The following is a 25845-nucleotide window of genomic DNA, read 5'->3' as shown; positions in this document are numbered from 1 at the left end:
TCAGGAAGGAAGGGCGATGCGCGCTGAAACCGAAACCATGGTCCAGGAAATCAAGCAGTCGCTGGAACTGCTGAGGAGGCATCTTTGACTACGCTTCCGCCATCCGCCGCCTGTCCGAACTGAATTCGCTGGCCGAAGATCCCGCCCTCTGGACCAACCCCGACAACGCGCAGGCGATCATGCGCGAACGGACCCGCCTGGAAGGCGGCATCGGCACCATCGACAAGCTGGAGCGCGAGTTGGCCGATTCGGTGGAACTGATCGAAATGGCCGAGGCGGAAGGGGACGACGGCGTCATCGCCGAGGCCGAGGCGACGTTGCTCGCCCTGCACAGGAACGCGGGGGAGGCCGAGTTCCAGACCCTGCTGTCGGGCGAGGCCGACGCCAACGACTGCTTCCTCGAAGTCCACGCCGGGGCCGGCGGCACCGAGGCCCAGGACTGGGCGCAGATGCTGCTGCGCATGTACGTGCGCTGGGCCGAACACCGCCACTACAAGGTGGAGTGGATCGAGGAAAGCCCCGGCGAGGAGGCCGGGCTGAAGTCGGCCACCGTGCGCATCAAGGGCGAGAATGCCTACGGCTGGATGAAGACCGAGGCCGGCGTCCATCGCCTGGTGCGCATTTCGCCTTACGATTCCAACGCCCGGCGCCACACCAGCTTCGCCTCGGTGTGGGTCTATCCGGTGGTCGACGACAAGATCGACATCCAGGTCGAGGAAAAGGACGTGCGGATCGACACCTATCGCGCCTCCGGGGCCGGCGGCCAGCACATCAACAAGACCGACAGCGCGGTGCGCATCACCCACATCCCCAGCGGCATCGTCGTGCAGTGCCAGAGCGACCGGTCCCAGCACAAGAACCGGGCGTCGGCCTGGAGCATGCTGCGGGCCCGCCTGTACGAGGCCGAATTGCAGAGGCGCGAGGCCGAGGCCCACGCGCTGCACGAGGCCAAGACCGACATCGGCTGGGGCCACCAGATCCGCTCCTACGTGCTGCAACCCTACCAGATGGTCAAGGACCTGCGCACCGGCACCGAGACGTCGAACACCCAGGCGGTGCTCGACGGCGACCTCGACGCCTTCATGCAGGCCTCGCTGGCCGCCCGCGTCAAGGGCGGCGCCGGCGCCGAGATCAAGGACCTCGATTGATCCCGGCCCCATCGGCCGTCACCGACGACCCATCCTTGGCGCTGGCGCGGAAATACTTCGTTACACTTTCGGGCAAAACTGAAATCCTCCGGCAACGTCGCGTGGCTACCCTCGGGCACACGTAAATCCGATGGCTCACGGGCAAGGGGTGCTATCGTTCATCGGATCGGGGCGGCGCCGGGCGGACCTTGGCGGCGCCATGAGGGAGGGCTATCTGCGATGAACCTGATCGAGGCCGCGAACGTCACCAAAACCTATCGCAACGGGGCCGTTGCCGTGGAGGCGATCAAGGACGTGAGTTTCGGCATCCCGACCAAGGCCTTCACCTCGTTCGTCGGTCCGTCGGGCAGCGGCAAGACCACGCTGCTCAACATGGTGGGCTGCCTTGACCGGCCGAGCGGGGGCACGCTCATGGTTGCCGGCACCGACGTCGCCGGGCTCGACAGGCGGGCCAGTGCGGTGTTTCGCGGCCAGACCATCGGCTTCGTGTTCCAGGACTTCAACCTGATCCCGGTGCTGACCGTGTTCGAGAACGTCGAATACCCGCTGCTGCTGGTCCAGCGATGGCCGGCGGCCGAGCGTCGGAAGCGGGTGGGCGAACTGCTGGACGCGGTCGGCATGGCCGACCACGCGGCGAAGCGGCCCGACCAGCTTTCCGGCGGCCAGAAGCAGCGCGTCGCCGTTGCCCGCGCCCTGGTCTCCAGGCCGCGCCTGGTGCTGGCCGACGAGCCGACCGCCAACCTCGACAGCGCGACGGCGACCCTGGTCATCGATTTGATGAAGTCCATGCGCGACCAGTTCCACACCACCTTCGTCTTCTCGACCCACGATCCGCGGGTGGTCGGCGAGGCGGAACAGGTTTTCACGCTGCACGACGGTGTCATCGTGACCGGCGCGTCCAACAAGGAAGACACCCATGTCCGCGCTTGAAACGCCGGCCGCCGCGCCGTCCGGATGCGTCGGGTGCGTCCTTCGCATCGCGGCGCGCAACCTGCTGCGCTATCGCCGCCGCACGCTGCTGACCACAGGCCTCATCGCCATCGGCGTCCTTGCCGTTCTGCTGTTCGTGGCGCTGGCCGGATCGTTCCGCGCGATGATGGTCGGCCAGATCACCGACGCCATGCTGGGCCACTTCCAGGTGCATCGCAAAGGCTACGTAGCCTCCATCGACAACCTGCCGCTGAACCTCAACATGTCGGCGAAAATGGTCGAGCGGCTGAACGGTTCGCTGTCCGCCATCGAAGGCGTCGAGGCCGTCTCGCCCAGGCTCAAGTTCGGGGCGATGTTCAGCAATTTCGCGGAAACCACCAACATCCGCATCGTCGCCGTCGATCCGGCCCGCGAGGTGGCGGTTACGCCGCTGCTTCCCGGGCGTCTGCTCGAGGGAAAGCCGGCCGATGGCCTTGTCGGTCCTCGGGGCATCCTGGTCCCGGAACTGTTGGCCCGCGGCATGAAGGTGAAGGTCGGCGACGAGGTGGTGCTGGTGGCGACCAACCGCGACGGATCGGTCAACGGCATGACCTTCCAGGTCCAGGGCATTCTCGGCAGCGTCACCGGCCCGGGCGGCCGCGACGGCTACGTGCGCATCGAGGACGCGCGCACGCTCTTGCGCATGACCGACGCCGAAGTCAGCGAGATCGCGGTGCGCGTCGGGGATGCCTCGGCTGCGGCCGCCGTTGCCAAAACCCTGGCCGCCGGTCTCGACGTTATCAAGAACCCGCAGGGCAAGCCCGTCTTCGAGGTCCACAGCTGGGAGCAACTGACGCCCTTCTACAACATCGCCAGGATGATCGACCTGATGACGCTGTTCATCCAGGTCATGCTGGTCTCGATCGTGCTGATTAGCGTCATGAACGTCATGATGATGGCCGTCTACGAGCGCATCCGCGAAATCGGCACCATCGCCGCCATCGGCACGCAGCCGAACACCATCCTCGGCCTTTTCCTGAGCGAGGGGCTGCTGCTGGGCGTGGCCGGAGCGGCGGCCGGCACCATCGTCAGCCTGATCGTCGTCGCCGTGCTCAATGTGGTGAAGGTATCCTTCAAGTTCGGCCAGCAGGAAAATCTGGTGCTGGCCCCGGCCATCGGCGCCGGCGCCGTCGCCTGGACTGCCGCGGTGGTCATCGCGGTGGCCGTCCTGGCCAGCCTGCAACCCGCCTGGAAGGCCGCCCGCATGGACCCCAACGCCGCGCTTCGCCACGTCTGATGCCGCCCACCGGAAGGAAACGCGCCATGTTCGCCCGTCTCGCCATCGTTCTTCTCGTCGCGGCCGGCCTCGCCGCTCCGGCCGCCGCGATGGAGCCTCAGGACCTGCTGGCCAGGATCGACCGCAACCTCAACCCGGAATCCTTCGAATCCCTGCGCAAGCTGATCAACATCGAGCCCGACGGGACGAGCAAGGAGTTCGTGTTGTTCACCGCCAAGAAGGGGATCGACAAGCTGGTCGGCCTGTTCCTGGCGCCGGCCAGCGACAAGGGCCGCTCGACGCTCCGGCTCGGCGACAACATGTGGCTGTTCATCCCCGAGGTCGGCAAGCCGCTGCGCATCACCAGCATGCAATCGGTGACGGGCGGCATCTTCAACAACGCCGATATCCTGGCGCTGGACTATGCGGCCGAATACACCGTCGAGGCGGTGGAGGAGAAGGACAAGCTCCTGACCCTTCGCCTCAAGGCCCGCACCGACGCGGTCGCCTATGACCGCCTGGTGATGACGGTGGACAGGGAAACCCTGCTGCCGGTGACCATCGAGGCGCTGGCCGCCAGCGGCATGCTCATCAAGACGCTGCGCTTCAAGGACGTGAAGGATTTCGGCAACGGCATCGTGCGGCCCTCGGTGGTCGAGACCGACAGCCCCCTTCACAAGGGCTACAAGTCGCTGATGATCTTCGGCAAGATCGCGCCGCGCCTGTTCGAAGACGAGGTGTTCACGCTGAACTTCCTGCCCCGCGCCCAAGAACTGCGTTAGGAGGGGGCATGCGCGCTCCCGGCGTCATCGCCGCCCTGACCGCCTGGACGTTCGCCGCGCAGGCGGCGGACCCGGCGACGGACACGACTTTCGACGTCGAGAGCTTCGAGAAGAAGCCGTTCGAGATCGGCGGTTACGTCGAGACCGAATGGCGGCACTTCGACTTCAACCGCGACGGCGCGCTGTTCGGGCTCAACCGCTATCCCGACCTCGACACCGGCGGCAACGACCAGCTCGAAGGCACGCTTCACCTGGACGGCACGCTCAGGTCCGGCATCGCCACCCTGCGGGCGTCGGGCGAGGTGACCGGCACCTGGGACGACATCGGCGAGGATACCCACGACGCCACCCTGTTCGAGGGCCTGCTCGCGCTACAACCCGGTCCCGGCGTCACGGCGGAGATCGGCAAGAAGGCCCTCAAGTGGGGCAAGGGCTATGCCTGGAACCCGGTGGGCTTCGTCGAGCGCGCCAAGGATCCGGACGACCCGACCGAGTCGCGCGAAGGCTTCGCCATGCTGACCGGCGATTTGATCGCCAGTTTCCAGGGTCCCGTGCGCACGGTGGCCTTCACCCCCGTCGTGGTGCCCGTCGAGACGGCGGTCAACGAGGATTTCGGCTCCCGGGAAGGGTTCAACTACGCGGCCAAGCTCTACCTGCTGGCCTGGGACACCGACGTCGATTTCATGGTCCTGACCGGGGCCAGCAGGACCGACCGCTACGGGGTCGATTTCTCGCGCAACATCACCTCCAACTTCGAGATTCACGGCGAGTGGGCCTATATCACCGACAGCGCGCGGACCGTCGTCGACCCCAACGGCGGGCCGAACCGCAAGGTCACCGAGGACGCCCGGAATTGGCTTCTCGGCCTGCGCTACCTCACCGAGCGCGACCTTACCGTCATCGCCGAGGTCTACCACCAGGGCACCGGCTTCACCGAGGGCGAGCTCACCGCCTTCTACGACCTCGCCCACGAGGCGGTGGAGACCGGATCGGCATCCCTGTTGTCCCGTGCCATCGCCACCCGCGACGCCGGCTACGGCCGTCCGACGCCGGGGAGGGATTATCTGTATCTTCGGGTCAGCCAGAAGGAGCCGTTCGACCTGCTTCACTGGACGCCGGCCGCGACCGCCATCGTCAACGCCGATGACGGCAGCTTTTCTTTCACCCCCGAGGTCGAGTACACCGGCATCGACAATCTGGCCCTGCGCTTCCGCTTAGGCTACCTCAACGGTGGCCGCGACGAGGAGTTCGGCGAGAAGCAGAACGCCTGGAAGGCCGAAGTCCGCGCCCAGTACCACTTCTGATCGGGTTCAACTAGGCCGCTGCGGCGGCCTGCAGCACCGCGTCGACGTGCCCCGGCACCTTGACCTTGCGCCAGACCTGGCGGATCACGCCCTGCTCGTCGATCAGGAAGGTGGCGCGCTCGATGCCCATGTACTTGCGGCCGTACATGCTTTTCTCGACCCATACGCCGTAGGCTTCGCACACCGTGCCGTCGCCGTCGGACAGAAGGGCGAACGGCAGGCCGTACTTCGACTTGAACCTGTCGTGGCTGGCCACCCCATCCTTGGAGACGCCGATGACCACGGCGCCGGCGGCGGCGATTTGGGGGGAGGAGTCGCGAAAGGCGCAGGCTTCCGCCGTGCAGCCCGAGGTGTCGTCCTTGGGGTAGAAGTAGAGCACGACCTTCCGCCCGCGCAGGTCCTTGAGCGCCACCGTGCCGCCGCCGTCGGCGGGCAGGGCGAAGTCGGGGGCGGTATCGCCGATATCGAGGGGCATGGCTTTTCCTTTCGCGTGTCGTCGCTATCGAATGTAGGCCGGATTTACTGGCAGACAATACGTTTGCATCCGTCACCTCGCGCAAGCGGGGCCAGTTCGCGCGACGGAACGGTTGCCCTGGATTCCCGCATTCGCGGGAATGACGAGGGGGTAAAGGCGGCCCCCCCTTCCCGTCACTCCCGCGAAAGCGGGAGTCCAGGGCCCGGCTCCGTCTGGATTCCCGCATTCGCGGGAATGACGCCGAAGGGATCGATGGTGGGCCGACCGGCCGTCATTCGTCGTCCTTGGCCGGCAGGTCGCGGGCCGGGTTTTCGACGAGGTCGCGGAAGTGCCCGTGGACGGCGGCGGCGGTGGCCTGGATCTTTTCCTTCAACGCCGTCACGTCGGCGGCGCCGCCCACCGCGGCCAGGGTCTTTTCCAGGCCTTCGGTCACCTCGGCCTCGCGCTCGGCGCCGAAAAAGCCCTCGATGGTCAGGCGGAGCACGCTCTGGACGCCCTGCCACAGGTCCAGCGCCGCAATCAGGCCATCGGCGACCGGGGCCGCCAGCAGCCCGTTGTCGCGCAGGGCGCGCAAGGCGGTCCGCGTGTTGGTCGAGAGGATTCCGGGGTGGGCGTGGGCGTGGCGCAGTTGCAGATACTGGGCGATGAAGTCGATGTCGACCTGGCCGCCGCGCATGTACTTGACCTCCCACACGAAGTTGCTGTGATGCTCGGCGTCCAGGCGGGCCCGCATGTCGGCGACGTCGCGCAGCAGCACGCCGGGATTGCGCTGCCGGGTCAGGGTCTGGCGGATCACCGCCTCGACCCGCCGCCACAGGTCCTCGGGGCCGAAGACGACGCGGGCCCGGGTCAGCGCCATGTGCTCCCACGTCCAGGCGGCTTCCTCGTGGTACTGGATGAAGGCCTTGAGGCTGGAGGCGATGGGGCCCTTGGCGCCCGACGGGCGCAACCGCATGTCGACCTCGAACAGGCGCCCCTCGGCGGTCTGGGCGGTGACGGCGTTGATCAGCCGCTGACTCAGGCGGGCGAAGTACTGGCTGGGTGGCAGCGGCCGCGGCCCGTCGGAGGCCTCAAGCCCGGCCGGCGTGTCGTAGACGAAGATGAGGTCGAGGTCCGAGGTCGGCGTCATCTCGCGGCCGCCCAGCTTGCCCAGCGCGATGCAGGTCATGCCGGCGCCGGCGAAGCGTCCGTGGTTGCGCACGAACTCGGCCTCGACGACGGGGTGAAGCGCCTTGAGAGCGGCGTCGGCGATGTTGCTGAAGGCGATGGCGGCGGCGCGCGGCGGCAGGAACCGGCGAAGCAGCTGGACGCCGACCTGAAACTGGCGGTCGTGGGCCCAGCGCCGCGTGATATCGAGCGCCTCCTCCAGGGCTTCCGCCGGCCCCACGAGGCGTTCGAGTTCGGTCTTAAGGGCCTCGGGCGGCGGCGGCGCGCTGAAGAAGTCGCCCGTGAGCACGCTGTCCAGGATGGTCGGCTTGCGGCTCAGGTGCTGGGCCAGGCGCGGCGCCCCGCCCATGATCTCGGCCACCAACTCCAGAAGTTGCGGGTTGGCGTGAAACATCGAGAACAGCTGCACGCCTGCCGGCAGCGCCGACAGGAAGGAATCGAAATTGCGCAGCGTGGCGTCGGGGTCGGCGGTCTTGGCCAGCGCCGACAGCAGCACCGGCATCAGTTCGGTCAGAAGTTCGCGGGCCCGGGCGCTGCGCATGGCCCGGTAGCGACCGTGGTGCCAGCCGCGCACGGCAGCATCCACGGTGTCGGGCGACTTGAAGCCGAGGCCGGCGAGCGTGCGGATGGTTTCGGGGTCGGCCTCGCTGCCGGTGAACACCAGGTTGCCGGCCACCGTGCCCGTCGCCGCCAGCTGGGGGGAATCCTCGAACAGGCGGGCGTAATGGGTTTCCACTTGGCGCAGGTGGCGCTCGACCTCGGCGCTGAACGCCGCCACATCGTCGAATCCCATGAAGGCGGCCATCTCTTCCAGGCCTTGGGCGTCGTCGGGAAGCGAATGGGTCTGCTCGTCGTCGATCATCTGCAGACGGTGTTCGGTGCGCCGGAGGAAGGCATAGGATTCCGCGAGGTCGCGCAGGGTGGCCTTGGCGACGTGGCCCAGCGCGGTCAGGGCTTGCAGGGCCTCCAGCGTGCCCCGGCGCCGCAACTCGGGCTGCCGTCCGCCCCAGATCAGCTGTTGGGTCTGGGCGAAGAACTCGATCTCGCGGATGCCGCCCCGGCCCAGCTTGACGTTGTGGCCGGCCACCGCGATCTTGCCGCCGCCGCGATGGGCGTTGATCTGGCGCTTGATCGAATGGATATCCTGGATGGCGGCGAAATCCAGCGACTTGCGCCAGACGTAGGGTTGCAGGCGGGCCAGGAACTGGCGGCCGGTCGCGAGGTCGCCGGCCACCGGGCGGGCCTTGATCATCGCCGCCCTCTCCCAGTTCTGGCCGAGGCTTTCGTAATAGATCTCGGCCGCCATCACCGAAAGCGCCACCGGCGTCGAGCCCGGATCGGGGCGCAGCCGAAGGTCGATGCGGAACACGTTGCCCTCGGCGGTCCTTTCCTCGAGCAGCTTCACCAGGTTGCGGGTCAGGCGGACGACGTCGTGGAGCAGCCGGTCGGGCTCGCGGGTGCGCATCCTCTCGGGGTCGAACAGGATGATGAGGTCGACGTCGCTGGAATAGTTAAGCTCGCCCGCCCCCAGTTTGCCCATGCCGAGGATGACCAGGCCGGATTCCCGCTCGGGGTCGTCGGGGTGGGCAAGCTCGATGTGCCCGGCCGCGGCGGCGCCCCGGAGCGCGCTGGCCGCGGCGACCCCGATGGCGGCATCCGCGAAGGACGAAAGCGCCCCGGTGACGCGCTCCAGCGGCCAATCGCCGGCGATGTCGGCCAAAGCCACGGTCAGCGCCATGCGCCGCTTGGCGGTGCGCAAGCCGCGGCCGATGTCGGCGCCGTCGGCCGGAGCGGCGCGCAAGGCGGCGAGCGAGGCCATGATATCGGCCTGGACGGCATCGCCGCCGCGGGTCACGAGGTCGAGCGCGAACCGCGGATCGCGGGTCATGCACAGCGTCAGGTAGGGGCTGTTGCCGAAAACCGCCTCGAACAGCCGGCGGCCGTCGGGGATCGCCATCAATTCGCCCGAAATGGCCGCCAGTGTAGGGTCACCCTCCTGGGCGATGGCGTCGGCCCATTGCTCCATGCCCAACCGGACGCGATCCGGGCTGGCGCCACGCGGTAGAGTATTGGAAAGAAACTGGAAATCGGGCATATCCAACGAAACCTTTATATCGCACACTGCGCGAAGCGGTAGTCGGGGTCAAGATACGCGTCGCGCGACGGGAACGAACCTAAGTGATTCGACGGACTGTTCGGGGACTTGTGCAGGTACTTGGCGCCCTCGGGGCCGGTCTGGCGATCGTGCTGGTGCTGGCCGCGTGGCGTTTGTCGTCGGGACCGATCACGCTCGGCTTCCTGTCCCCCTATATCGAAAAGGCGTTGAGTACCGAGGACGGCTCGATCGCCGTCCGGCTGGACACCACCATCCTCACCTGGGCGGGATGGGAACGCACGCTGGACGTGCGGGTGCTCAACGTGCGGGCGGTGGGGGCGGGCGGCACGGCGGTGGCGGTGGTGCCCGAGCTTTCGCTTTCGCTCAGCGTCAAGGCACTGCTCAAGGGCATCGTCGCGCCCCGTTCGATCGAGCTTTATCGGCCCAGCCTGCAGGTGGCCCGGCGCGAGGACGGGACGCTGGAGGTCGGTTTCGGCCAGGGGGCGGAGGCTTCCGACGTGCTCTCCAGCCGGCTGCTGGAGCGCCTGTCGGCGGAACCCGACGAGGTCGGGCCGATGGGATACCTGTCGCGCGTCGCCATCAGGGACGCCGACGTCCTGATCGTCGATCGCCAACTCGACACCGTATGGCGCGCCCCCCATGCCGAGGTTTCGCTGCGCCGCGACGCCGCCGGCATCGAAGGCGAGGCCTCGCTCGATCTCGAGGGCGACGAGCGCCTGACCCGGGTGGTCCTGCTGGGCGGCTATCGGCGCGGCGAGCACCGGGTCGACTTCGGCGTCAAGTTTTCCGATCTCGTCCCGGCCACCTTCGCCCGCCTGTCGCCCCGGTTGGCCGCTCTCGGCGGGGTCGCCGTGCCGCTGAGCGGAAGGCTGCTGGTCAGCCTGAAGCTGGACGGCGGCGTCGAGGCGGTGGATTTCGAGATCAAGGGCGGGGCCGGGCGGATCGATCTGCCGGCGCCGTTGGCCCAATCGCTTGACGTGACCGGGCTCACGCTCAATGGGCTCTATCGCGGCGCCGACCAGGTGCTGGCTGTGGAGCAACTGACCCTGAACCTGGGAGAGGACGGAAGCCTTCTCCTGCCGTCATCCAACGGCCATCGAGCTCCGCTGCGTTCGCTGACCGCGCGGGCCAACCTGGACGAGGGCGGCGACCACCTGGAGGTGCTGTCGGTGGAGGCCGATCTCGGCGGTCCGACGGCGACGCTGACCGGCGACATCCGGCGCGAAGGCGGGGAGACCCGCATCCGCGCCGAGGGGATGCTGTACGAAGTTCCGGCCGATGACGCCCACCTCTATTGGCCGGCGGCGTGGGGGACCGATGCCCATACCTGGGTCACGGCCAACCTGTCGGCCGGGCGCATCGTCGAGGCCAGGGCCAGCGTCGCGGCCACCGTCGGCGCCGGCGGCGACGTCGCCGTCACCAGCCTGACCGGCGACATGCGCTTGGCCGGCATGACCGTCGACTATCTGTCGCCGATGCCCAAGGCGGTCCGGGTGGACGGAACGGCGACCTTCAACCGGCAGCGCTTCGACATCGCTATCAGCAAGGGCGAAGTCTTCGGCCTGACCACCAACGAGGGCCACCTCACCTTCACCGGGCTCGACGAGTATGACCAGTACCTGGATCTCGACCTGGCCATCCAGGGGCCGGTGAAACGGGCCATCCAACTGATCGACCGCAAGCCGCTGGGGCTCGCCGCGAAGATCAACATCGATCCCAACCAGTCCTCGGGCGAGGCCAATACCCGCCTCAAGCTCTACTTCATCCTGGAAAAGGCCGTGACCATCGATCAGGTCAAGGTCTCGGCGACGTCGAAGATGCGCAAGCTTTCCGTCGCCAACGCCATCCTTGGCCGCGGCATTTCCAACGGCGAGTTGAACCTGAAGATCGACAATCGGGGCATGGTCGTTTCCGGCAAGGCCAACCTGGGCACCATTCCGGGCACACTGGAATGGCGCCGCAACTTCAACGACAAGGCGCCGGTGCGCGCCATCTACGTGCTGAAGGGAACGGTCGGCGACAAGCAGCGCGAGGAGGAGTTCGGACTGACTTTCGCGCCGTTCTCACCCGAGTTCATCAAAGGCCCGATCGGCGCCGAGGTGCGCTGGGAAATCCTGGCTTCGGGCCAGGGGCGCATGAAGGCGAAGCTCGATCTTTCCCAGGCCAGTCTCGCCTTGCCCGAGGCCGGCTGGTCCAAACCGGTGGGCGGCGCCGGTTCGGCGGAAGTCGACCTCGCCCTGCAAGGGGAACGCATCACCGGCATCCCCTCGTTCACCATCGCCGCCCAGGATCTGAAGGTGCGGGGTTCCGTCGCCATCGGCGCGGCGAGCGGTGGGCTCGAACGGGTGGATCTGGCCGAACTGGCCTTCGGGCGGACCGACCTCAAGGGCGCCATGGTGGCCGGCGCCGACGGCGGCTGGACGGTCACGGCGCACGGGGCCAGTTTCGACCTCGAGCCGGTCATGGACGATCTTCTCTCGGACGATTCCGCGCTCACCGAAACCAAAGGCAAGCCGAACCTCAGCGTGGCCGTCGACCTCGACCAGGTATGGGTCGGCCCCGGGCAGGCCATCCGCCAGGTGCGGGGCACCATGGCGCGGGCGGACGGCAAATGGCGGGCGGTGACGCTGGGCGGCGTCCTGGTCGGAGACCGAACGCTCAGCGTGCGCGTGGAACCCGGCAAGGACGGCAACCGCAACCTGATCGTGGCCAGCAACGATGCCGGCGAAACGCTTCGGACCTTCGGCTATTACGAGAACATGATCGGCGGCAACCTGGACATCCGCGGCACTTTCGACGATGCCGCCCGCGGGACGCCGCTGACCGGACGGCTGACGGCCACCGATTTCAGGGTCATCAAGGCGCCGGTTCTGGCCCATCTGGTCAGCTATATGGCGTTGACCGGCATCGTCGACGCGCTGCAGGGCCCGGGGTTGAGCTTTTCCGACCTCGACATTCCGTTCGTCCAGCACGAGGGGGTGATCACGCTGAAGGACGGCCGGGTGCACGGCTCGGCCCTCGGTTTCACGGCGTCGGGCAAGATCTTCACCTACGCCGAGGTGCTGGATGTCGAAGGCACGCTGGTTCCCGCCTACGCCATCAACTCGGCGCTGGGCAACATCCCGTTCATCGGCGGCCTGTTTTCCGGGGGCGAAAAGGGCGGCGGCGTGTTCGCCGCCACCTACAAGATGACCGGACCCGTGGAAAAGCCGAAGGTGACGGTCAACCCGCTGAGTGTGCTGGCGCCCGGCTTCCTGCGCAATCTGTTCGGCATCTTCGACGGGGCCGACACCCCGCCATCCGCCACGCCCGCCGAGCCGGCGCCGAAGCTTTTCGCCCCGCGCTGACCGTTCACACGGCCCGCACGATGGTGTGTTTCTTCTTGCCGGCGGAGAGCTTGATGACGCCGCCGGCGCGGTCGGCCAGCGTCACCGGCTGCATCTCGTTGGCGACCGGCACGTCGTTGATGCGCGCGCCGCCGCCCTTGATCAGGCGTCGCGCCTCGCCGTTGCTGGCGGCCAGGCCGGCCCGCCGGAACAGGTCGAAGGCGGCGACCCCTTGCTCCAGTTCCGCCGCCGGCACGTCGAGCGTCGGCAACCCGTCCCCGATGGCCCCTTCCTCGAACGTGCGCTTGGCCGTCTCGCTGGCCGCCGCCGCCGCCGCCTCGCCATGGCAGAGGCGGGTGATCTCGGTGGCCAGGACCTTCTTGGCCTCGTTGATCTCGGCGCCGGCCAGGGCTTCCAGGCGGGCGATCTCGGCCTCCGGCAGATCGGTGAACAGGCGCAGGAACTTGCCGACGTCGGCATCCTCGGTGTTGCGCCAGTACTGCCAGTAGTCGTAGGCGGGCAGCATGTCCTCGTTGAGCCACACGGCGCCGGCTGCCGACTTGCCCATCTTGGCGCCCGAGGCGGTTTGCAGGAGCGGCGTCGTCAGGCCGTAAAGGGTGGCGCCGTCGACCCGGCGGGCCAGTTCGACGCCGTTGACGATGTTCCCCCACTGATCCGACCCGCCCATCTGCAACGCGCACTTGTGGCGCCGGTTGAGCTCCAGGAAATCGTATCCCTGGAGGATCATGTAATTGAATTCCAGGAAGGTCAGCGGCTGCTCGCGATCGAGCCGGATCTTGACGCTGTCGAAGGAAAGCATGCGGTTGACCGAGAAGTGGCGGCCGTAATCGCGCAGGAACGGGATGTATTCGAGGGTATCCAGCCAATCGGCGTTGTTCACCATGACGGCATCGGTCGGCCCGTCGCCGAAGGTCAGGAACTTGGCGAACACCTTCTGGATGCCGGCCATGTTCTCGGCGATCTTCGCATCGTCCAGGAGCGGACGGGACTCGTCGCGGAACGACGGGTCGCCGATCCGGGTCGTGCCGCCGCCCATCAGGACGATCGGCTTGTGGCCGGCCTGCTGAAGACGGCGCAGCAGCATGATCGAGACCAGGCTGCCGGCATGCAGGCTGGGGGCCGTGCAGTCGAAGCCGATATAGGCGGTGACCCGCTGCTCGGCCGCCAGGCCGTCGAGGCCCTCGAGGTCGGTGCACTGGTGCAGGTAGCCGCGCTCTACGACGGCGCGCACGAAATCCGAGCGAAACGTGGTCATGGGGCGGGTCCTGGTCCGTTGTTCAACTAGATCGAAACTGTGGAAAATCGCCGGGCGGCATTTAGCACAATCGTCCGGGGCGTACAACGGCGGCGGGTTCGGCTATACCCCGGCGGACGGGCCCTGACGGGGTTTGCGGCTGAGCATCGCCAGCATGAGCAGGGCGATGACGATGAAGCCGATGGCGCCGGCCACGTACAGATGCAGCGCTTCGTCGGCGGGCGGGGCCAGCAGCAGGTTCCGCCGCTCCGCCTCGACGGCGTCTTGCGCAGAGCGAGGTTCCGCCTGTCTGAGCAGGGCGTTGACCGGCTTGCCCGTCGTCGAGAACTGCTCGGCGGGCGGCATCGGAACGGAGGCCATCTCCAGGCGCACGTCGGAAGACGGCTGAAGGGCGGCGTAAGCCGGCGATTCGGCGGCCAGCATCGCGACGGCCAGGGCGGCCGTCATCTGCATTGTGAATGGGGTCATGATCGTGGGGTCGCGTTTTTTTTTGCTTATGAAGTTGAAAGCCAACGCATTATGGCGCAACCGAATCGGGAAATACATGAAAATCGGTCGCCTCCGGCGCGGAAATCGTCGGCGTCGGCGCGAAGGATTTGGTGGGAGACGAGGTCGCGATCAAGCGGTTTCCGTCAACGCCTTGTCGAGGTAGCTTTCGATATGCCCGTTGAGCTCGTCGAGGTGGCCGCCGAAGAAGTGGTCGGCCCCGTCGATGACGCGATAGTCGATCTTGATGTTCTTCTGGTTCGACAGCTTGTGGGCCAGTTTGTCGACCGAGGCGACGGGAATGATGTCGTCGACGTTGCCATGGACGATCATGCCTGACGACGGGCAGGGTGCCAGGAACGAGAAGTCGTGTATGCTGGCCGGCGGCGAAATGGCGATGAACCCGGAAATCTCGGGCCGGCGCATCATCAGCTGCATGCCGATCCAGGCGCCGAACGAATAGCCGCCGATCCAGCAGCCGGCGGCGTTGGGGTTGTGCCCCTGCATCCAGTCGAGCGCGGCGGCGGCGTCGCTGAGTTCGCCCTGCCCGTTGTCGAACTCGGCTTGCGAGCGGCCGACCCCGCGGAAGTTGAACCGCAGGGCGGAAAACCCACGCCGCACGAACGCCTGGTACATGCCGTAGACCAGCCTGTTGTTCATGGTCCCCCCGTGCTGCGGGTGGGGATGAAGCAACAGCGCGATCGGCGCATTGGTGCTTTTCGAGTGATGGTAACGGCCTTCGAGCCGGCCATCGGGGCCATTCAGGGTGACTTCAGGCATCGTCCTTCGCGAACGTTATCCCTAGCGGATTTCGAAAAATTCATGATGGTGAAAGGCAGGGAATCCCCGCAATTCACCAGACTGTCCGCCGACAAATCTTGATTAAATTTGTCGGATTTCCTATATAACCGGTGGTTTTGTGGGGGATTGACCCAGTAACACTGTCCCCAAAATTGAAACATCGTCGGTCGGACCACCGGAAAGCGCGCGTAGGATATAGAAGAGTCCATGTTTTTCAAGAGGCTTCGCAGCGACATCGACGCCATCATGGAACGCGATCCGGCGGCGCGCTCCCGGGCCGAGGTGGTGTTGTGCTATCCGGGCTTCCAGGCTCTGCTCATTTATCGCCTCGCCCACGGGCTGTGGTGCCGCGATTGGCTGCTGGCTGGCCGCTTCGTTTCCCATATCGGGAGGATCCTGACCAATATCGAAATCCATCCCGGGGCTTTCATTGGCAATCGCCTGGTCATCGACCATGGCTCGGGCGTGGTCATCGGCGAAACCTCGGTGATCGGCGATGACGTGACGCTCTATCAGGGCGTGACGCTGGGCGGCACCTCGCCGGCCGTCGACTCCCGCTCCCAGGCCAACCAGAAACGCCATCCGACGCTCGAAGACGGCGTCATCATTGGCTCGGGGGCCCAGGTTCTGGGGCCGATCGTCATCGGGGAAGGTGCCAGGGTCGGCGCCAACGCCGTGGTGACACGCGACATTCCGCGCGGCGTGACCGCCGCCGGCATTCCGGCCCGGGTCATCATGCCGCGCGACAAGCAGAAGGCCAAAGCCAAGGAATTCGTGGCCTACGGGACGCCGGTCGACGAACTGTTCGACCCGGTCCTTCGCAACATCGACACCATGCGTGGCCAGATGGGCCGGCTGGCCGAAAAGATCGAGGAATTGGAAGAGCGCCTTAGCGCCTATGAAGGTGCCGGGGCTGCCGTGAAAGGGTCGGATGACGATGACGAAGAATCGAAAGTCGTGGCGCGCGGCGGCAGCCGCGATGTCGCTTGAGGACGAACGGCGAACCAGGGGGACAGCGCGGTGAGACTAAGCACAAAAGGACGATACGCGGTGATGGCGATGGTCGACCTGGCCAGCCATAGCGGGGGTAAACCGGTGGCGCTGGCGGATATCGCCGACCGCCAGGAAATCTCGCTATCCTACCTCGAGCAGCTTTTCGGCAAGCTGCGCAAGGGCGGGCTGGTGAAAAGCGTGCGCGGCCCGGGGGGCGGCTATCTGCTGGCCCGCGAAGCCGGCGAAACGCGGGTTTCCGACATCATCATGGCGGTCGACGAACTGATCAAGGCGACCCGCTGTACGCCCGGCTCGCCGTCCGGCTGCCATCTCAACAAAAGCCGCTGCATGACCCACGACCTGTGGGAGGAGCTGGGCAACCAGATCTACCTGTACCTCAGTTCCGTCACCGTTTCCGACATCGTCGAGCGGCGCGTGCTGGGCAGCAGCGGCCTGATCTTCCAGGAATTGGAACAGAGCAGCGTCGCCGCCCGCTAGGCCCGGTTCCGGCAGGCGCTCATGAAGCCCATGAAGCCCCCGGTCTATCTCGATCACAACGCCACCACCCCCGTCCGGCCCGAGGCGGCCGAGGCGGTGGCGGCCGCGCTTTCGACGGTGGGCAACCCGTCCTCGGTCCATGCCTTTGGACGGGCGGCGCGCCGCCTGTTGGAAGAGGCCCGCGAAGCGGTCGCCGCGCTGGCCGGCGCGCCGGCCGCCGGCGTCGTCTTCACCGGCTGCGGTACCGAGGCCAATACCCTGGCGCTTTTGGGATGCAGCCGCCCGGCGGTCGTGGTGTCGGCCGTCGAGCACGATTCGGTCATCGGCGCCGCGCCGTCCGCCGCCGTGGTTCCGGTCGACGTCGACGGCCTGGTGGACCTCGACCACTTGGCGACGATGCTGGTGGGCATCGGGGAACTGGCGGTCGTTTCGGTGATGCTGGCCAACAACGAAACCGGGGTCATCCAGCCGGTGGCGCGGGTGGCCGAAATCGCCCGCCGGCACGGTGCCCTGGTCCATTGCGACGCCGTCCAGGCGGCCGGCCGCCTGCCTCTCGACATGAAATCGCTCGGCGTTCACATGATGACGCTGTCGGCCCACAAGATCGGCGGCCCACAGGGCATCGGCGCGCTTCTCGTCGAAGAGGGGGTTTCCATCGAGCCCCTGCTGAGGGGCGGCGGCCAGGAAGGCCGGCGGCGGGCCGGCACCCAGAACCTGCCCGGCGCCGCCGGATTTGGTGCCGCCGCGCGGGTGGCCATGGCCCAATTGGCGGCGGGCGGCGTGCCGGCCGCTTGGCGCGACCGCCTGGAAGCCGCCTTGAAAGGCGTCGAGCCCGATCTCAGGATCTTCGGCGAAGGGGCGCCCCGGCTGGCCAACACCAGCTGCCTGGCCGCTCCCGGCATGCCGAGCGAGACGCAGGTGATGGCGCTCGACCTGGCGGGGATCGCCGTCAGCGCCGGGGCCGCCTGTTCGTCGGGCAAGGTAGGGCCCAGCCGCGTGCTTACCGCCATGGGCGGCGGCGAGCTGGCGAATGCCGCCATCCGGGTCAGTTTCGGCTGGACCAGCCGGGACGCCGATGTCGACGCCTTCGTGGCGGCCTGGACGGCCCTGCGCGCCCGCATCCGGGGCCGCAGCGGGGCGGCCGTGTCATGAGCAAGCCCGCCACCGCCGCCGTCGGCGTCGCCCCGCAGCGGCGCCCGGTCTATCTGGACTATCAGGCGACGACGCCGACCGATCCCCGGGTGGTCGCCGAAATGCTGCCCTTCTTCACCGAGAAATTCGGCAATCCTCATTCCGAAGGGCACGCCTTCGGGCGGGAGGCCGAGGAGGCGGTGGAAACCGCCCGCCGCCAGGTCGCCGACCTGATCGGCGCCGAGGCGCGCGAGATCGTCTTCACTTCGGGGGCCACCGAGTCCAACAACCTGGCGCTGAAGGGCCTGGCCGGCTTTTACGGCGAGGGCAGGGACCACATCGTCACCGTGGCGACCGAGCACAAATGCGTGCTGGAAACCGTGCGCCAGCTTGAACGCGAGGGCTTTTCCGCCACCTTCCTGCCGGTGGCCGCCGACGGCCTGATCGATCCGGCGGCAGTGGCGGCGACTCTTACCGGGCGTACCCTGGCGGTTTCGGTCATGGCCGCCAACAACGAGATCGGGGTCGTCCAGCCGCTCGCCGAGATCGGGCGCATCTGTCGCGAGCGCCAGGTCTTCTTCCATACCGACGCCGCCCAGGCGGCGGGCGAAATTCCGCTTAACGTCGGCGCCATGAACGTCGATCTGATGAGCCTGACTGCGCACAAGATGTACGGGCCGATGGGCATCGGCGCCCTTTACGTGCGCCGCCGGCCGCGGGTGCGCTTGGCGCCCCAGATGTCGGGCGGCGGGCAGGAGCGCGGCATGCGCTCGGGCACCCTGCCGGCGCCGCTGTGCGTCGGCTTCGGCGCCGCCTGCTCGCTCGCCGCCGCCGGCATGGAGGCCGAGAGCCGCAGGCTCGGCCGTCTGCGCGATCGCTTCCTCGACCGGCTGCGCGCGCGGCTGGACGGCGTCTCGGTCAACGGCAGCCTGACGGCGCGCCTGCCCGGCAACCTCAATCTCGGCTTCGCCGGCATCGGCGGCGAAAACCCGATCGGGCGATTGCCCGACCTCGCGCTTTCCACCGGCTCGGCCTGCACGTCGGCCTCCCTCGAACCCTCCCACGTGCTCACGGCCATCGGGGTCGAGGAGCCGCTGATCCGTACCGCCATCCGCTTCAGCGTCGGGCGCACCACCACCGAGGAGGAGGTGGACTACGCGGCCGGCCGCGTCGCCGAGGAGGTCGAGGCGCTGAGACGGCGGAGCCCCGCGTGATGCCGACCATGACCTTCGTGCTGCCGGATGGAAGCCGCCGGCCCGTCAAGGCCGCCGAGGGTCGGTCGATCCTCGAAATCGCCCATGCCGTCGGCATCGCCATCGAGGGCGCCTGCGACGGCTCGATGGCCTGTTCCACCTGCCACGTCATCGTCGATCGGGCGTGGTGGCCCCGCCTGCCGCCGGCGGCGGAGGAGGAGTTGGACATGCTGGATTTCGCGGTGGGGGCGACGGCAACTTCTCGGCTGGGCTGCCAGGTGCGCCTGACCGGCGACCTCGACGGTCTCGTGGTGAGGCTGCCGGCGGAAGTGCGCAACGCCCTGCTGGGTTAGTCTTTTACGATCAATTGAAGCACGCGGCACACCCCCTCCCCAACTCTCCCCCATCAAGGGGGATGGGAGAAGAGAGCGAGGTGGTACGGAAACATCCCTCCCCCCTTTGTGGGGGAGGGTAGGGAGGGGGGGCTGGCTTCCGGCGCGAAGCGCTTCCGTTGGAGCCGCCACCGTCAGGTACGGCGGCGGACGACGACTTTCTGGTAGATCCCGCCGAAGTATTTCCGCTTGTCCCACGACCAGGAGTCGCCATCCGATGCGAAGACCGAAATGGCGTGGCGCCACAGAGACAGCGCGAACGGTTCCAGGCAGGTGTTGACCACCTGCAAAAGATAGCGCAGCGGATGCAGCCGGTGGGGGTTGCCGTAGTCGACGAACACCGCCTTGCCGCCCGGCGCCACGCTGTTCAGCAGGGCGTCGACGATGGCGCGTTTCTTGCCGTCGGGCACCTCGTGCAGCAGGAAGAAGCAGAGCACCACGTCATAGGGGCCGCCGCCCGGCGCCGCGGCGTCGGCGTGGCGCACGTTGACGTGCGCCAAGTGGCCGATCTTGCGCCGGCAATGTTCGACCTGGATGGGCGCCACGTCGATGACGTCGAGGCTGCCGTGCGGGCCCACCCGCTCGGCCAGCCGCTTGACGAAATCGCCGTAGACATGGGCGGCCATCAGCACCTTCTGGCCGGGCTGGATTTCCTTGAGCGCGCCGCGCATGAGCCGCCGGGCGTTGCCGAACAGCAGAACGTCGACGACGATGGACCGGTCGAGCAGCTCGACGTTGGTCGGGGCCAGATAGGCCCAGGTGTACACCTCACTCAGATAAGCGGGCACGGCAACACCCTGGCTGGTGGATCGGTTGGGAATATCGACGAAGGTGTCGGAACGCGGGATATCTTTGGCCGCAACGGGGAAATTCACGCGGATCTCCATTCTTCTTGTTGGGCTTCTGTTTGGACCACCGTTGGCTCGGGGCCGCTTCCGAAAACCACCGGGGCGAACGGGGCGTGGTGATGTCCCGCGGCGGAAAAAACACTCGTCCATCCTCCCTGGATGGGCTGAACATTTCGTTAATCCACATAGCATGAACGGGGGCCGGCGCAAACCCCTATGGAAGCATGGGTATTATGCCGCCCGGTTATGCCTGTCCGGCCCTTAAAGGCCGGCGTCGTTCAACCATCGGCCGAAAATCGCCCCGGCCCGCGTGGCCAGCCCTGCCGCGAAGCGCTGGCTGTCGGTCCTGAGCGCGCCCACCGAAACTCCCGGCGTCGCCGCGATCTCGGCGGTATGGCCGACGTACCAGCTTTCCAGCCCCGCCGCCGTCGCCTCCACGTGGAACTGCAGGGCCAGGGCGTGGGCTCCCAGGCTGAAGGCCTGGTTGCGGCAGGCATCCGTTTCCGCCAGATGGACGGCGCCGGCCGGCAGGTCGAAGGTGTCGCCGTGCCAGTGCAAAACCTTAGCCTCCGCCTCGGCCAACGGCGCCAGACAGGATTGCCGCCCGGCCCCGGTCAGGCGAACGGGCGCCCAGCCGATCTCCTTCAGCCCTGAGGGAAAGACCCGGGCGCCGAGCGCGCGGGCCATCAACTGGCAACCCAGACAGATGCCCAGCGTCGGACGGCCCGCCGCCAGCCGGCGGGCGATCAGTTGGATCTCCGGCTCCAGGAAGGGATAGTCGGCGGTGTCGTAGACGCCGATGGGGCCGCCCAGGACCACCAGCAGGTCGGCGTCCACGGTATCCAGCGCGGCGAAATCGGCGGTCGGCGCCTCGGCGTAGGTAACGCCGAACCGGCGCCCAAGCAGCACGGGCTCCAGGCTGCCCAGGTCCTCGAACGCCACGTGGCGGAGGATGAGCGCCCGTTTCATGACGGCCTCTTGTAACGGGCCAGGATGGCGTCGAGCGCGCCATCGATGGGATCGAAACCGCCGCCTTCGCTCATCATGCGCAGGATCTGCTCGTTCATGCCGCCGGGCGTCGAGACCTCGTTGATGAGGGCGGGAAAGCCGTGCCTCTCGGCCTTGTCGGCATCGGTGGCGATGGTCTGGGCGATGGCGGTGGTGAAGCGGATGGCGGCCTTGGGTTCCACACCCTCCCTGGCCAGCCAGTCGGCGACCCGTCCCAGGAAGGCGAATTGCGAGGCGGCGATGGCGGTCACCGTGCACAAGGCGTCGAACTGGTGCTCGTCGTCGACCGGAACGACGTTGCCGATCCGCCCCAGCAGGGCGACGGCTTCGGCGTCGGAGGGATACACGGCGATGGGCCCGGTATGGCGGGCCACCGTCGGCTGCGGCACGGCGCGCACGATGCGCCCGGCCGGCTTGACCAGCCGCGCAAGGGTGGCGAGGGGGATGGCGGCGGCCAGGCTGATGACCTTGTGGTCGGGGCGGAAGCTGAGTGGCGAAATCACGGGTTCAACCTGCGGCGGACGCACCGCGATGAAGACCCAGTCGCTGCCGTCGATGACCGCCTGGTTGTCGGGGGCGACCTCGACTTGGGCAAATTCGGCGGCCAGCGCCGCCGCCTTCTCGGCATTGCGGGGCGAGATCAGCACCCGTTCGGGGGCCGGCGCGGCCGTGCACAATCCCCTGACCGTCGCCGCGGCGATGTTGCCGGTGCCGATGAAGCCGATGTGCATGAACGCCTCCCCCAATGCAGTCGCCGCGATCGATCATCGGCGCACATTAAGGTTGCGACGGACCCAATTCAACCGCTGCCGGCCGCATCGTCGGTTCGCAATTGAGAGTGAAAATCACATAAAGATATCTTTATATGAAGATTGACAAAGCGGGCTGATTTCGGATTAACTGAGGCCGTCGTGGTTCTCCGGGTTCTTTCGGGAATTTGGAGTGAAGAGGGAATTCGGTGCGCCGTCCGGTCCGCTCGTTGGATCGCATGGCAAAGCCGGGGCTGCCCCCGCAACTGTAAGCGGCGAGCCGCTGTCGAGACGTGTCACTGGCGCCATAAGGTGCCGGGAAGGCCAGACAGCGACGTTGACCCGTAAGCCAGGAAACCTGCCGCGACCTGTGAACGTCCTCGGGCGGGGTGTCCCGGTTGGCCGCTTGCGAAAGATGGCCCGGCGCCATCTGGGTGTCCTGCATGCGTCCGCTCGGTCCATGCCCCCATTGATGATGGGGTATTGAGACGATGTCGCCCTCTTCCCGGCGTGCCGAATCCGGTTCCCCGCCCGCTCACCCAGCTTCGCGTCCGATGTCGGGCGCGTGAACGCGAAAGGCAACGTCCATGTCCATCGTTACCAGCACCCTGGGGTTTCCGCGCATCGGCCCCCGCCGCGAACTGAAGACAGCCCTTGAAAGCCACTGGGCCGGAAAGAGCGGCGCCCGGGCGCTCCTCGATGACGCCGCCGGCTTGCGGGCGGCGGCCTGGGCGCGCCAGCTGGGAACGGGTGTCACCCACATCCCCAGCAACGACTTCTCGCTCTATGACCATGTGTTGGACACCAGCGTCATGCTCGGCGTCATTCCCTCCCTCTACGAATGGTGCGGCGGGCCGGTTTCGCCCGAGATCTATTTCGCGATGGCGCGCGGGACGCGCGGCCGGGCCGGCGGCGATCTTCCGGCCCTGGAGATGACCAAATGGTTCGACACCAACTACCACTACATGGTCCCGGAGTTCGCGCGCGGTCAGGCCTTCGCGCTGGCGTCGACCAAGGCGATCGACGAGTTTCTGGAGGCGAAGGCACTGGGCATCCATACGCGGCCAGTCCTGCTCGGCCCGGTCACCTATCTGCTGCTCGGCAAGAGCAAGGACGAAGGGCCCGACCCGCTTTCCTTGCTGCCCGGCCTGCTGCCGGTCTATGCCGAGGTGCTGAAGTGCCTCGCCGGGGCGGGGGCCGAGTGGGTACAGATCGACGAGCCATGCCTGGTACTCGATCTGGCCGACGCCCAGCGGGATGCCCTGGCCCATGCCTACAAGGTTCTGGCGGCGGCGGCGCCAGACCTGAAGCTTCTGCTCACCACCTATTTTGGTGGACTGGGCGACAATCTTGATACCGCGCTCGGGCTTCCCGTGGCCGGCCTTCATCTCGACCTGGTGCGGGCGCCCGCCCAGCTCGACGATGTCCTCTCCCGGGCGCCGGCCGGTCTCGTCCTGTCGCTCGGCGTCGTCGACGGCCGCAACGTCTGGCGGGCCAATCTGCCGGCAATCCTCGATCGCATCGAGCCCGTTGCCGCGCGACTGGGCACCGATCGCCTGATGGTCGGTCCGTCCTGCTCGCTGCTGCACGTGCCGATCGACCTCGACCTCGAAACCGCTCTCGATCCCGATCTCAGAAGCTGGCTGGCCTTCGCGGTTCAGAAAGTGGGCGAGATCGCGATCCTCGGGCGCGCCATCGACCGGGGGCGCAACGCGGTGGCCGACGAACTGGAGGCCTCGGCCGCGGCGGCGATGACGCGCCAGGCCTCGTCCAAAATCCACGACCGAAAGGTCAAGGCGCGCCTCGATGCGGTGACGCCGGACATGACGCGCCGCCAGAAGCCCTTTCCCGCTCGCCGGCCGCTGCAACGGGATCGCCTGGCATTGCCGGCCTTCCCGACCACGACGATCGGCTCCTTCCCGCAGACCGAGGAGGTGCGCAAGGCCAGGGCCGCCCATGCCAAGGGGACGCTCGGCGATTCCGACTACCGGGCCTTTCTGCGCAAGGAGACCGAGACGGCGGTGCGCTGGCAGGAAGACGTCGGCATCGACGTCCTCGTCCATGGCGAATTCGAGCGCAACGACATGGTGCAGTATTTCGGCGAACAGCTTTCCGGTTACGCCTTCACCCGGCACGGCTGGGTGCAGAGCTATGGATCGCGCTATGTCCGCCCGCCGATCATCTTCGGCGACGTCTCGCGGCCGCGGCCGATGACCGTGGAATGGTCGGCCTATGCGCAATCGCTGACGGCCAAGCCCATGAAGGGCATGCTGACCGGGCCGGTCACCATGCTGCAATGGTCGTTCGTGCGCGACGACCAGCCCCGCGAGCGGACCTGCCGCCAGATCGCCCTGGCGTTGCGTGACGAGGTGATCGACATCGAGAAGGCCGGCATCCCTATCGTTCAGATCGACGAGCCCGCCATCCGCGAGGGGCTGCCGCTGCGCCGCGCCGATTGGCGGGCCTATCTCGACTGGGCGGTGGCGTGTTTCCGCCTTACGGCGTGCGGCGTCGCCGATGCCACCCAGATCCACACCCACATGTGCTACTCGGAGTTCAACGACATCATCGATTCCATCGGCGCCATGGACGCCGACGTCATTTCCATCGAGACCGCGCGCTCGAAGATGGAGCTTTTGGAGGCGTTCGCGACCTACCGCTACCCGAACGACATCGGGCCGGGCGTCTACGACATCCACACCCCGCGCTGTCCGTCTATCGACGAGATGACAGCTTTGCTCGCCAAGGCCGCCGAGCGTCTGGCGCCCGATCAGATCTGGGTCAATCCCGACTGCGGCCTGAAAACCCGCAAGTGGGAGGAAGTCCGTCCCGCCCTGGTCAACATGGTCGAGGCGGCGCGCCGGATGAGGCTTGCTTCGCGGTAAGCTCCGAGCAGGGCGACGGCTTCGGCGTCGGAGGGGGTAGTCCGTCGGATACATTCGGTTACAAACCGGACATCATCCGGAAACGAATGAAAGCTATTCCTATCTCGACGCGACCCCAAGTCCTTGGGAGGGAGACTCATGAAGGCGTGGTTCTTGAAGCTTCATCGTTGGCTGGCGCTCATCTTCACGGCCCCGCTGGCCGTGGTGATCGTCACCGGGCTGGTTCTGTCGTTCGAGCCGTGGCTGGTGACCGGCGCCATCGTGCCGGACTCGCTCTCCGCCGAACGGGTTCAGACCCTTCTGGCCCAGCACGATCCCAACGGCCAGGCGCGCGCTCTCGTCTATCGCAGCTATGACGGCACGCTGACGATGGGCGCCGGGCGCAGCGGCGGCGTCACGGTCGATGCCGCCAGCGGCGAGGCCAAGCCCGGGCCCTCGACGCTGGCCGCCGTCATGGGCACCATGCGCGGCCTGCACGAGCGGCTGCTCATCGATGCCGGCTGGCTGGTCATCGCTTCGACGGCGGCGATGCTCGTCCTCGTCCTCCTCGGCGGGCTGATGGGGTGGCCGCGCTTCGCCAATACGCTCGGCGGCTGGCACAAGGCGATGGCCTGGGGGTTGCTGCCGCTCACCGTGCTCTCGCCCCTGACCGCGCTCTTGATGGCGGCGGGCGTCACCTTCGCGACGCCGCCGGCGGCTCCCGCGGCCCAGGGTGCGCCGCTCAAGCTGGCCCAGGCCGTCGACATCGTCGGTCGCGACCACGATCTTTCCTCGCTGGTTTGGCTGCGGCCGCAGGGCGGTCGCGTCATGGCCCGCCTGGTCGAGGACGGCGAGTACCGCCTCTATGCGGTGACGCCGCAGGGCATCCAGCCGATGGAGCGCAACTGGCCGCGCCTGTGGCACGAAGGAAACTTCGCGGGCGCGTGGTCGGCGGCGATGAACGTCATCCTCTCGGTGGTCATGACCGGCCTGCTCGCCACGGGCGCCTGGATCTGGCTGCGCCGCCAGTTCCGACGGCGCGCCCGCCGCCCGCTGCCGACCGCCCCGGCATGACCCGCCGCGCCGTCTCTTCGTTCCCGCCG

General features: G+C 67.4%; 21 protein-coding genes and 1 riboswitch. Of the genes, 13 read left to right on the top strand and 8 right to left on the bottom strand.

What is annotated here, in order from left to right; genetic code table 11:
- Nucleotides 1-16 precede the first annotated feature (16 nt).
- The 5 genes from prfB (at nt 17) to ODR01_RS12210 (ending at nt 5419) form a co-directional block, all read left to right on the top strand.
- Nucleotides 17-1148, top strand: a protein-coding gene (gene prfB, locus ODR01_RS12230) for a peptide chain release factor 2 (protein ID WP_316977944.1) whose coding sequence is annotated in 2 segments (ribosomal slippage) — nt 17-85 and nt 87-1148 — 1131 coding nt in all. Because the reading frame shifts where the segments join, the coding sequence is not laid out codon by codon here.
- Nucleotides 1149-1367: 219 nt separating this feature from the next.
- Nucleotides 1368-2078: an ABC transporter ATP-binding protein gene (locus ODR01_RS12225; RefSeq protein WP_316977943.1), complete on the top strand. Its 711-nt coding sequence runs from the start codon at nt 1368-1370 to the stop codon at nt 2076-2078.
- On the top strand, nt 2065-3354 hold the full coding sequence (locus ODR01_RS12220) for an ABC transporter permease (RefSeq protein ID WP_316977942.1): 1290 nt from the start codon (nt 2065-2067) through the stop codon (nt 3352-3354). Before ODR01_RS12225 ends, ODR01_RS12220 begins: the two co-directional genes overlap by 14 nt.
- A gap of 26 nt (nt 3355-3380) precedes the next feature.
- Nucleotides 3381-4115: an outer membrane lipoprotein-sorting protein gene (locus ODR01_RS12215; RefSeq protein WP_316977941.1), complete on the top strand. Its 735-nt coding sequence runs from the start codon at nt 3381-3383 to the stop codon at nt 4113-4115.
- Nucleotides 4116-4123: 8 nt separating this feature from the next.
- Nucleotides 4124-5419, top strand: a complete 1296-nt coding sequence (locus ODR01_RS12210; protein WP_316977940.1) for a hypothetical protein — start codon at nt 4124-4126, stop codon at nt 5417-5419.
- 10 nt (nt 5420-5429) lie between these two features.
- On the opposite strand, the gene bcp is transcribed toward ODR01_RS12210, so the two are convergent.
- Nucleotides 5430-5894 carry a thioredoxin-dependent thiol peroxidase gene (gene bcp, locus ODR01_RS12205; protein WP_316977939.1) on the bottom strand — a complete coding sequence of 155 codons (465 nt, stop codon included), beginning with the start codon at nt 5892-5894 and terminating at the stop codon, nt 5430-5432.
- Nucleotides 5895-6165: 271 nt separating this feature from the next.
- The gene (locus ODR01_RS12200) at nt 6166-9156 is read right to left on the bottom strand and encodes a bifunctional [glutamine synthetase] adenylyltransferase/[glutamine synthetase]-adenylyl-L-tyrosine phosphorylase (protein WP_316977938.1); all 2991 of its coding nucleotides are present in this window, start codon (nt 9154-9156) and stop codon (nt 6166-6168) included.
- Between the two features lie 83 nt (nt 9157-9239).
- Here ODR01_RS12200 and ODR01_RS12195 point away from each other — a divergent pair, with 83 nt between their 5' ends.
- On the top strand, nt 9240-12524 hold the full coding sequence (locus tag ODR01_RS12195) for a YhdP family protein (RefSeq protein WP_316977937.1): 3285 nt from the start codon (nt 9240-9242) through the stop codon (nt 12522-12524).
- 4 nt (nt 12525-12528) lie between these two features.
- Here the strand turns inward: ODR01_RS12195 and tyrS are convergent, their stop codons facing one another.
- From tyrS to ODR01_RS12180, 3 genes are all read right to left on the bottom strand, one after another.
- Complete coding sequence (gene tyrS, locus ODR01_RS12190) at nt 12529-13779, bottom strand: tyrosine--tRNA ligase (protein WP_316977936.1); 1251 nt, start codon at nt 13777-13779, stop codon at nt 12529-12531.
- 102 nt (nt 13780-13881) lie between these two features.
- Nucleotides 13882-14247 carry a hypothetical protein gene (locus ODR01_RS12185; protein ID WP_316977935.1) on the bottom strand — a complete coding sequence of 122 codons (366 nt, stop codon included), beginning with the start codon at nt 14245-14247 and terminating at the stop codon, nt 13882-13884.
- Nucleotides 14248-14397: 150 nt separating this feature from the next.
- Nucleotides 14398-15045 (bottom strand): alpha/beta hydrolase, encoded by a 648-nt coding sequence (locus ODR01_RS12180; RefSeq protein ID WP_316977934.1) that lies wholly within the window; start codon nt 15043-15045, stop codon nt 14398-14400.
- A 228-nt stretch (nt 15046-15273) separates the two neighbouring features.
- On the opposite strand from ODR01_RS12180, the gene cysE reads away from it, so the two are divergent.
- The 5 genes from cysE to ODR01_RS12155 are packed head-to-tail and all read left to right on the top strand — an operon-like array spanning nt 15274 to nt 19234.
- On the top strand, nt 15274-16056 hold the full coding sequence (gene cysE, locus ODR01_RS12175) for a serine O-acetyltransferase (RefSeq protein ID WP_316977933.1): 783 nt from the start codon (nt 15274-15276) through the stop codon (nt 16054-16056).
- Nucleotides 16057-16086: 30 nt separating this feature from the next.
- Nucleotides 16087-16557, top strand: a complete 471-nt coding sequence (locus tag ODR01_RS12170) for an Rrf2 family transcriptional regulator (RefSeq protein ID WP_316977932.1) — start codon at nt 16087-16089, stop codon at nt 16555-16557.
- Nucleotides 16558-16578: 21 nt separating this feature from the next.
- Nucleotides 16579-17709, top strand: a complete 1131-nt coding sequence (locus ODR01_RS12165) for a cysteine desulfurase family protein (protein WP_316977931.1) — start codon at nt 16579-16581, stop codon at nt 17707-17709.
- Nucleotides 17706-18902: an IscS subfamily cysteine desulfurase gene (locus ODR01_RS12160; RefSeq protein WP_316977930.1), complete on the top strand. Its 1197-nt coding sequence runs from the start codon at nt 17706-17708 to the stop codon at nt 18900-18902. The genes ODR01_RS12165 and ODR01_RS12160 overlap by 4 nt, the downstream gene beginning before the upstream one ends.
- Complete coding sequence (locus ODR01_RS12155) at nt 18902-19234, top strand: ferredoxin family 2Fe-2S iron-sulfur cluster binding protein (RefSeq protein WP_316977929.1); 333 nt, start codon at nt 18902-18904, stop codon at nt 19232-19234. Before ODR01_RS12160 ends, ODR01_RS12155 begins: the two co-directional genes overlap by 1 nt.
- Nucleotides 19235-19407: 173 nt before the next feature.
- On the opposite strand, the gene rquA is transcribed toward ODR01_RS12155, so the two are convergent.
- The 3 genes from rquA to ODR01_RS12140 all read right to left on the bottom strand — a co-directional run bounded on the left by rquA (nt 19408) and on the right by ODR01_RS12140 (nt 21860).
- A complete protein-coding gene (rquA, locus tag ODR01_RS12150) occupies nt 19408-20148 on the bottom strand; it encodes a rhodoquinone biosynthesis methyltransferase RquA (RefSeq protein ID WP_316977928.1) in 741 nt (246 codons plus the stop codon).
- 234 nt (nt 20149-20382) lie between these two features.
- Nucleotides 20383-21090, bottom strand: a complete 708-nt coding sequence (locus tag ODR01_RS12145; protein WP_316977927.1) for a glutamine amidotransferase — start codon at nt 21088-21090, stop codon at nt 20383-20385.
- Nucleotides 21087-21860 carry an NAD(P)-binding domain-containing protein gene (locus ODR01_RS12140; RefSeq protein ID WP_316977926.1) on the bottom strand — a complete coding sequence of 258 codons (774 nt, stop codon included), beginning with the start codon at nt 21858-21860 and terminating at the stop codon, nt 21087-21089. The genes ODR01_RS12145 and ODR01_RS12140 overlap by 4 nt, the downstream gene beginning before the upstream one ends.
- A gap of 164 nt (nt 21861-22024) precedes the next feature.
- Nucleotides 22025-22258: riboswitch (cobalamin riboswitch) on the top strand.
- A gap of 207 nt (nt 22259-22465) precedes the next feature.
- Here ODR01_RS12140 and metE point away from each other — a divergent pair.
- Both metE and ODR01_RS12130 read left to right on the top strand, forming a co-directional pair.
- A complete protein-coding gene (metE, locus tag ODR01_RS12135) occupies nt 22466-24763 on the top strand; it encodes a 5-methyltetrahydropteroyltriglutamate--homocysteine S-methyltransferase (RefSeq protein ID WP_316977925.1) in 2298 nt (765 codons plus the stop codon).
- A gap of 138 nt (nt 24764-24901) precedes the next feature.
- Complete coding sequence (locus tag ODR01_RS12130) at nt 24902-25816, top strand: PepSY-associated TM helix domain-containing protein (RefSeq protein WP_316977924.1); 915 nt, start codon at nt 24902-24904, stop codon at nt 25814-25816.
- Nucleotides 25817-25845 lie beyond the last annotated feature (29 nt).

It is taken from the genome of Shumkonia mesophila (assembly GCF_026163695.1).
Taxonomy (GTDB): Bacteria; Pseudomonadota; Alphaproteobacteria; order Rhodospirillales; family Shumkoniaceae; genus Shumkonia; species Shumkonia mesophila.
Note: the sequence above shows the minus strand (reverse complement) of the source record. Positions and strands in the feature narration are given on the sequence as shown.

Excerpts from the sequence above, each read along its gene's own strand:
- ODR01_RS12225 (WP_316977943.1), top strand. The coding sequence starts at position 1,368 with ATGAACCTGATCGAGGCCGCGAACGTCACCAAAACCTATCGCAACGGG.
- ODR01_RS12220 (WP_316977942.1), top strand. The coding sequence starts at position 2,065 with ATGTCCGCGCTTGAAACGCCGGCCGCCGCGCCGTCCGGATGCGTCGGG.
- ODR01_RS12215 (WP_316977941.1), top strand. The coding sequence starts at position 3,381 with ATGTTCGCCCGTCTCGCCATCGTTCTTCTCGTCGCGGCCGGCCTCGCC.
- ODR01_RS12210 (WP_316977940.1), top strand. The coding sequence starts at position 4,124 with ATGCGCGCTCCCGGCGTCATCGCCGCCCTGACCGCCTGGACGTTCGCC.
- bcp (WP_316977939.1), bottom strand. The coding sequence starts at position 5,894 with ATGCCCCTCGATATCGGCGATACCGCCCCCGACTTCGCCCTGCCCGCC.
- ODR01_RS12200 (WP_316977938.1), bottom strand. The coding sequence starts at position 9,156 with ATGCCCGATTTCCAGTTTCTTTCCAATACTCTACCGCGTGGCGCCAGC.
- tyrS (WP_316977936.1), bottom strand. The coding sequence starts at position 13,779 with ATGACCACGTTTCGCTCGGATTTCGTGCGCGCCGTCGTAGAGCGCGGC.
- ODR01_RS12185 (WP_316977935.1), bottom strand. The coding sequence starts at position 14,247 with ATGACCCCATTCACAATGCAGATGACGGCCGCCCTGGCCGTCGCGATG.
- ODR01_RS12180 (WP_316977934.1), bottom strand. The coding sequence starts at position 15,045 with ATGCCTGAAGTCACCCTGAATGGCCCCGATGGCCGGCTCGAAGGCCGT.
- cysE (WP_316977933.1), top strand. The coding sequence starts at position 15,274 with ATGTTTTTCAAGAGGCTTCGCAGCGACATCGACGCCATCATGGAACGC.
- ODR01_RS12165 (WP_316977931.1), top strand. The coding sequence starts at position 16,579 with ATGAAGCCCATGAAGCCCCCGGTCTATCTCGATCACAACGCCACCACC.
- ODR01_RS12160 (WP_316977930.1), top strand. The coding sequence starts at position 17,706 with ATGAGCAAGCCCGCCACCGCCGCCGTCGGCGTCGCCCCGCAGCGGCGC.
- ODR01_RS12155 (WP_316977929.1), top strand. The coding sequence starts at position 18,902 with ATGCCGACCATGACCTTCGTGCTGCCGGATGGAAGCCGCCGGCCCGTC.
- ODR01_RS12145 (WP_316977927.1), bottom strand. The coding sequence starts at position 21,090 with ATGAAACGGGCGCTCATCCTCCGCCACGTGGCGTTCGAGGACCTGGGC.
- ODR01_RS12140 (WP_316977926.1), bottom strand. The coding sequence starts at position 21,860 with ATGCACATCGGCTTCATCGGCACCGGCAACATCGCCGCGGCGACGGTC.
- metE (WP_316977925.1), top strand. The coding sequence starts at position 22,466 with ATGTCCATCGTTACCAGCACCCTGGGGTTTCCGCGCATCGGCCCCCGC.
- ODR01_RS12130 (WP_316977924.1), top strand. The coding sequence starts at position 24,902 with ATGAAGGCGTGGTTCTTGAAGCTTCATCGTTGGCTGGCGCTCATCTTC.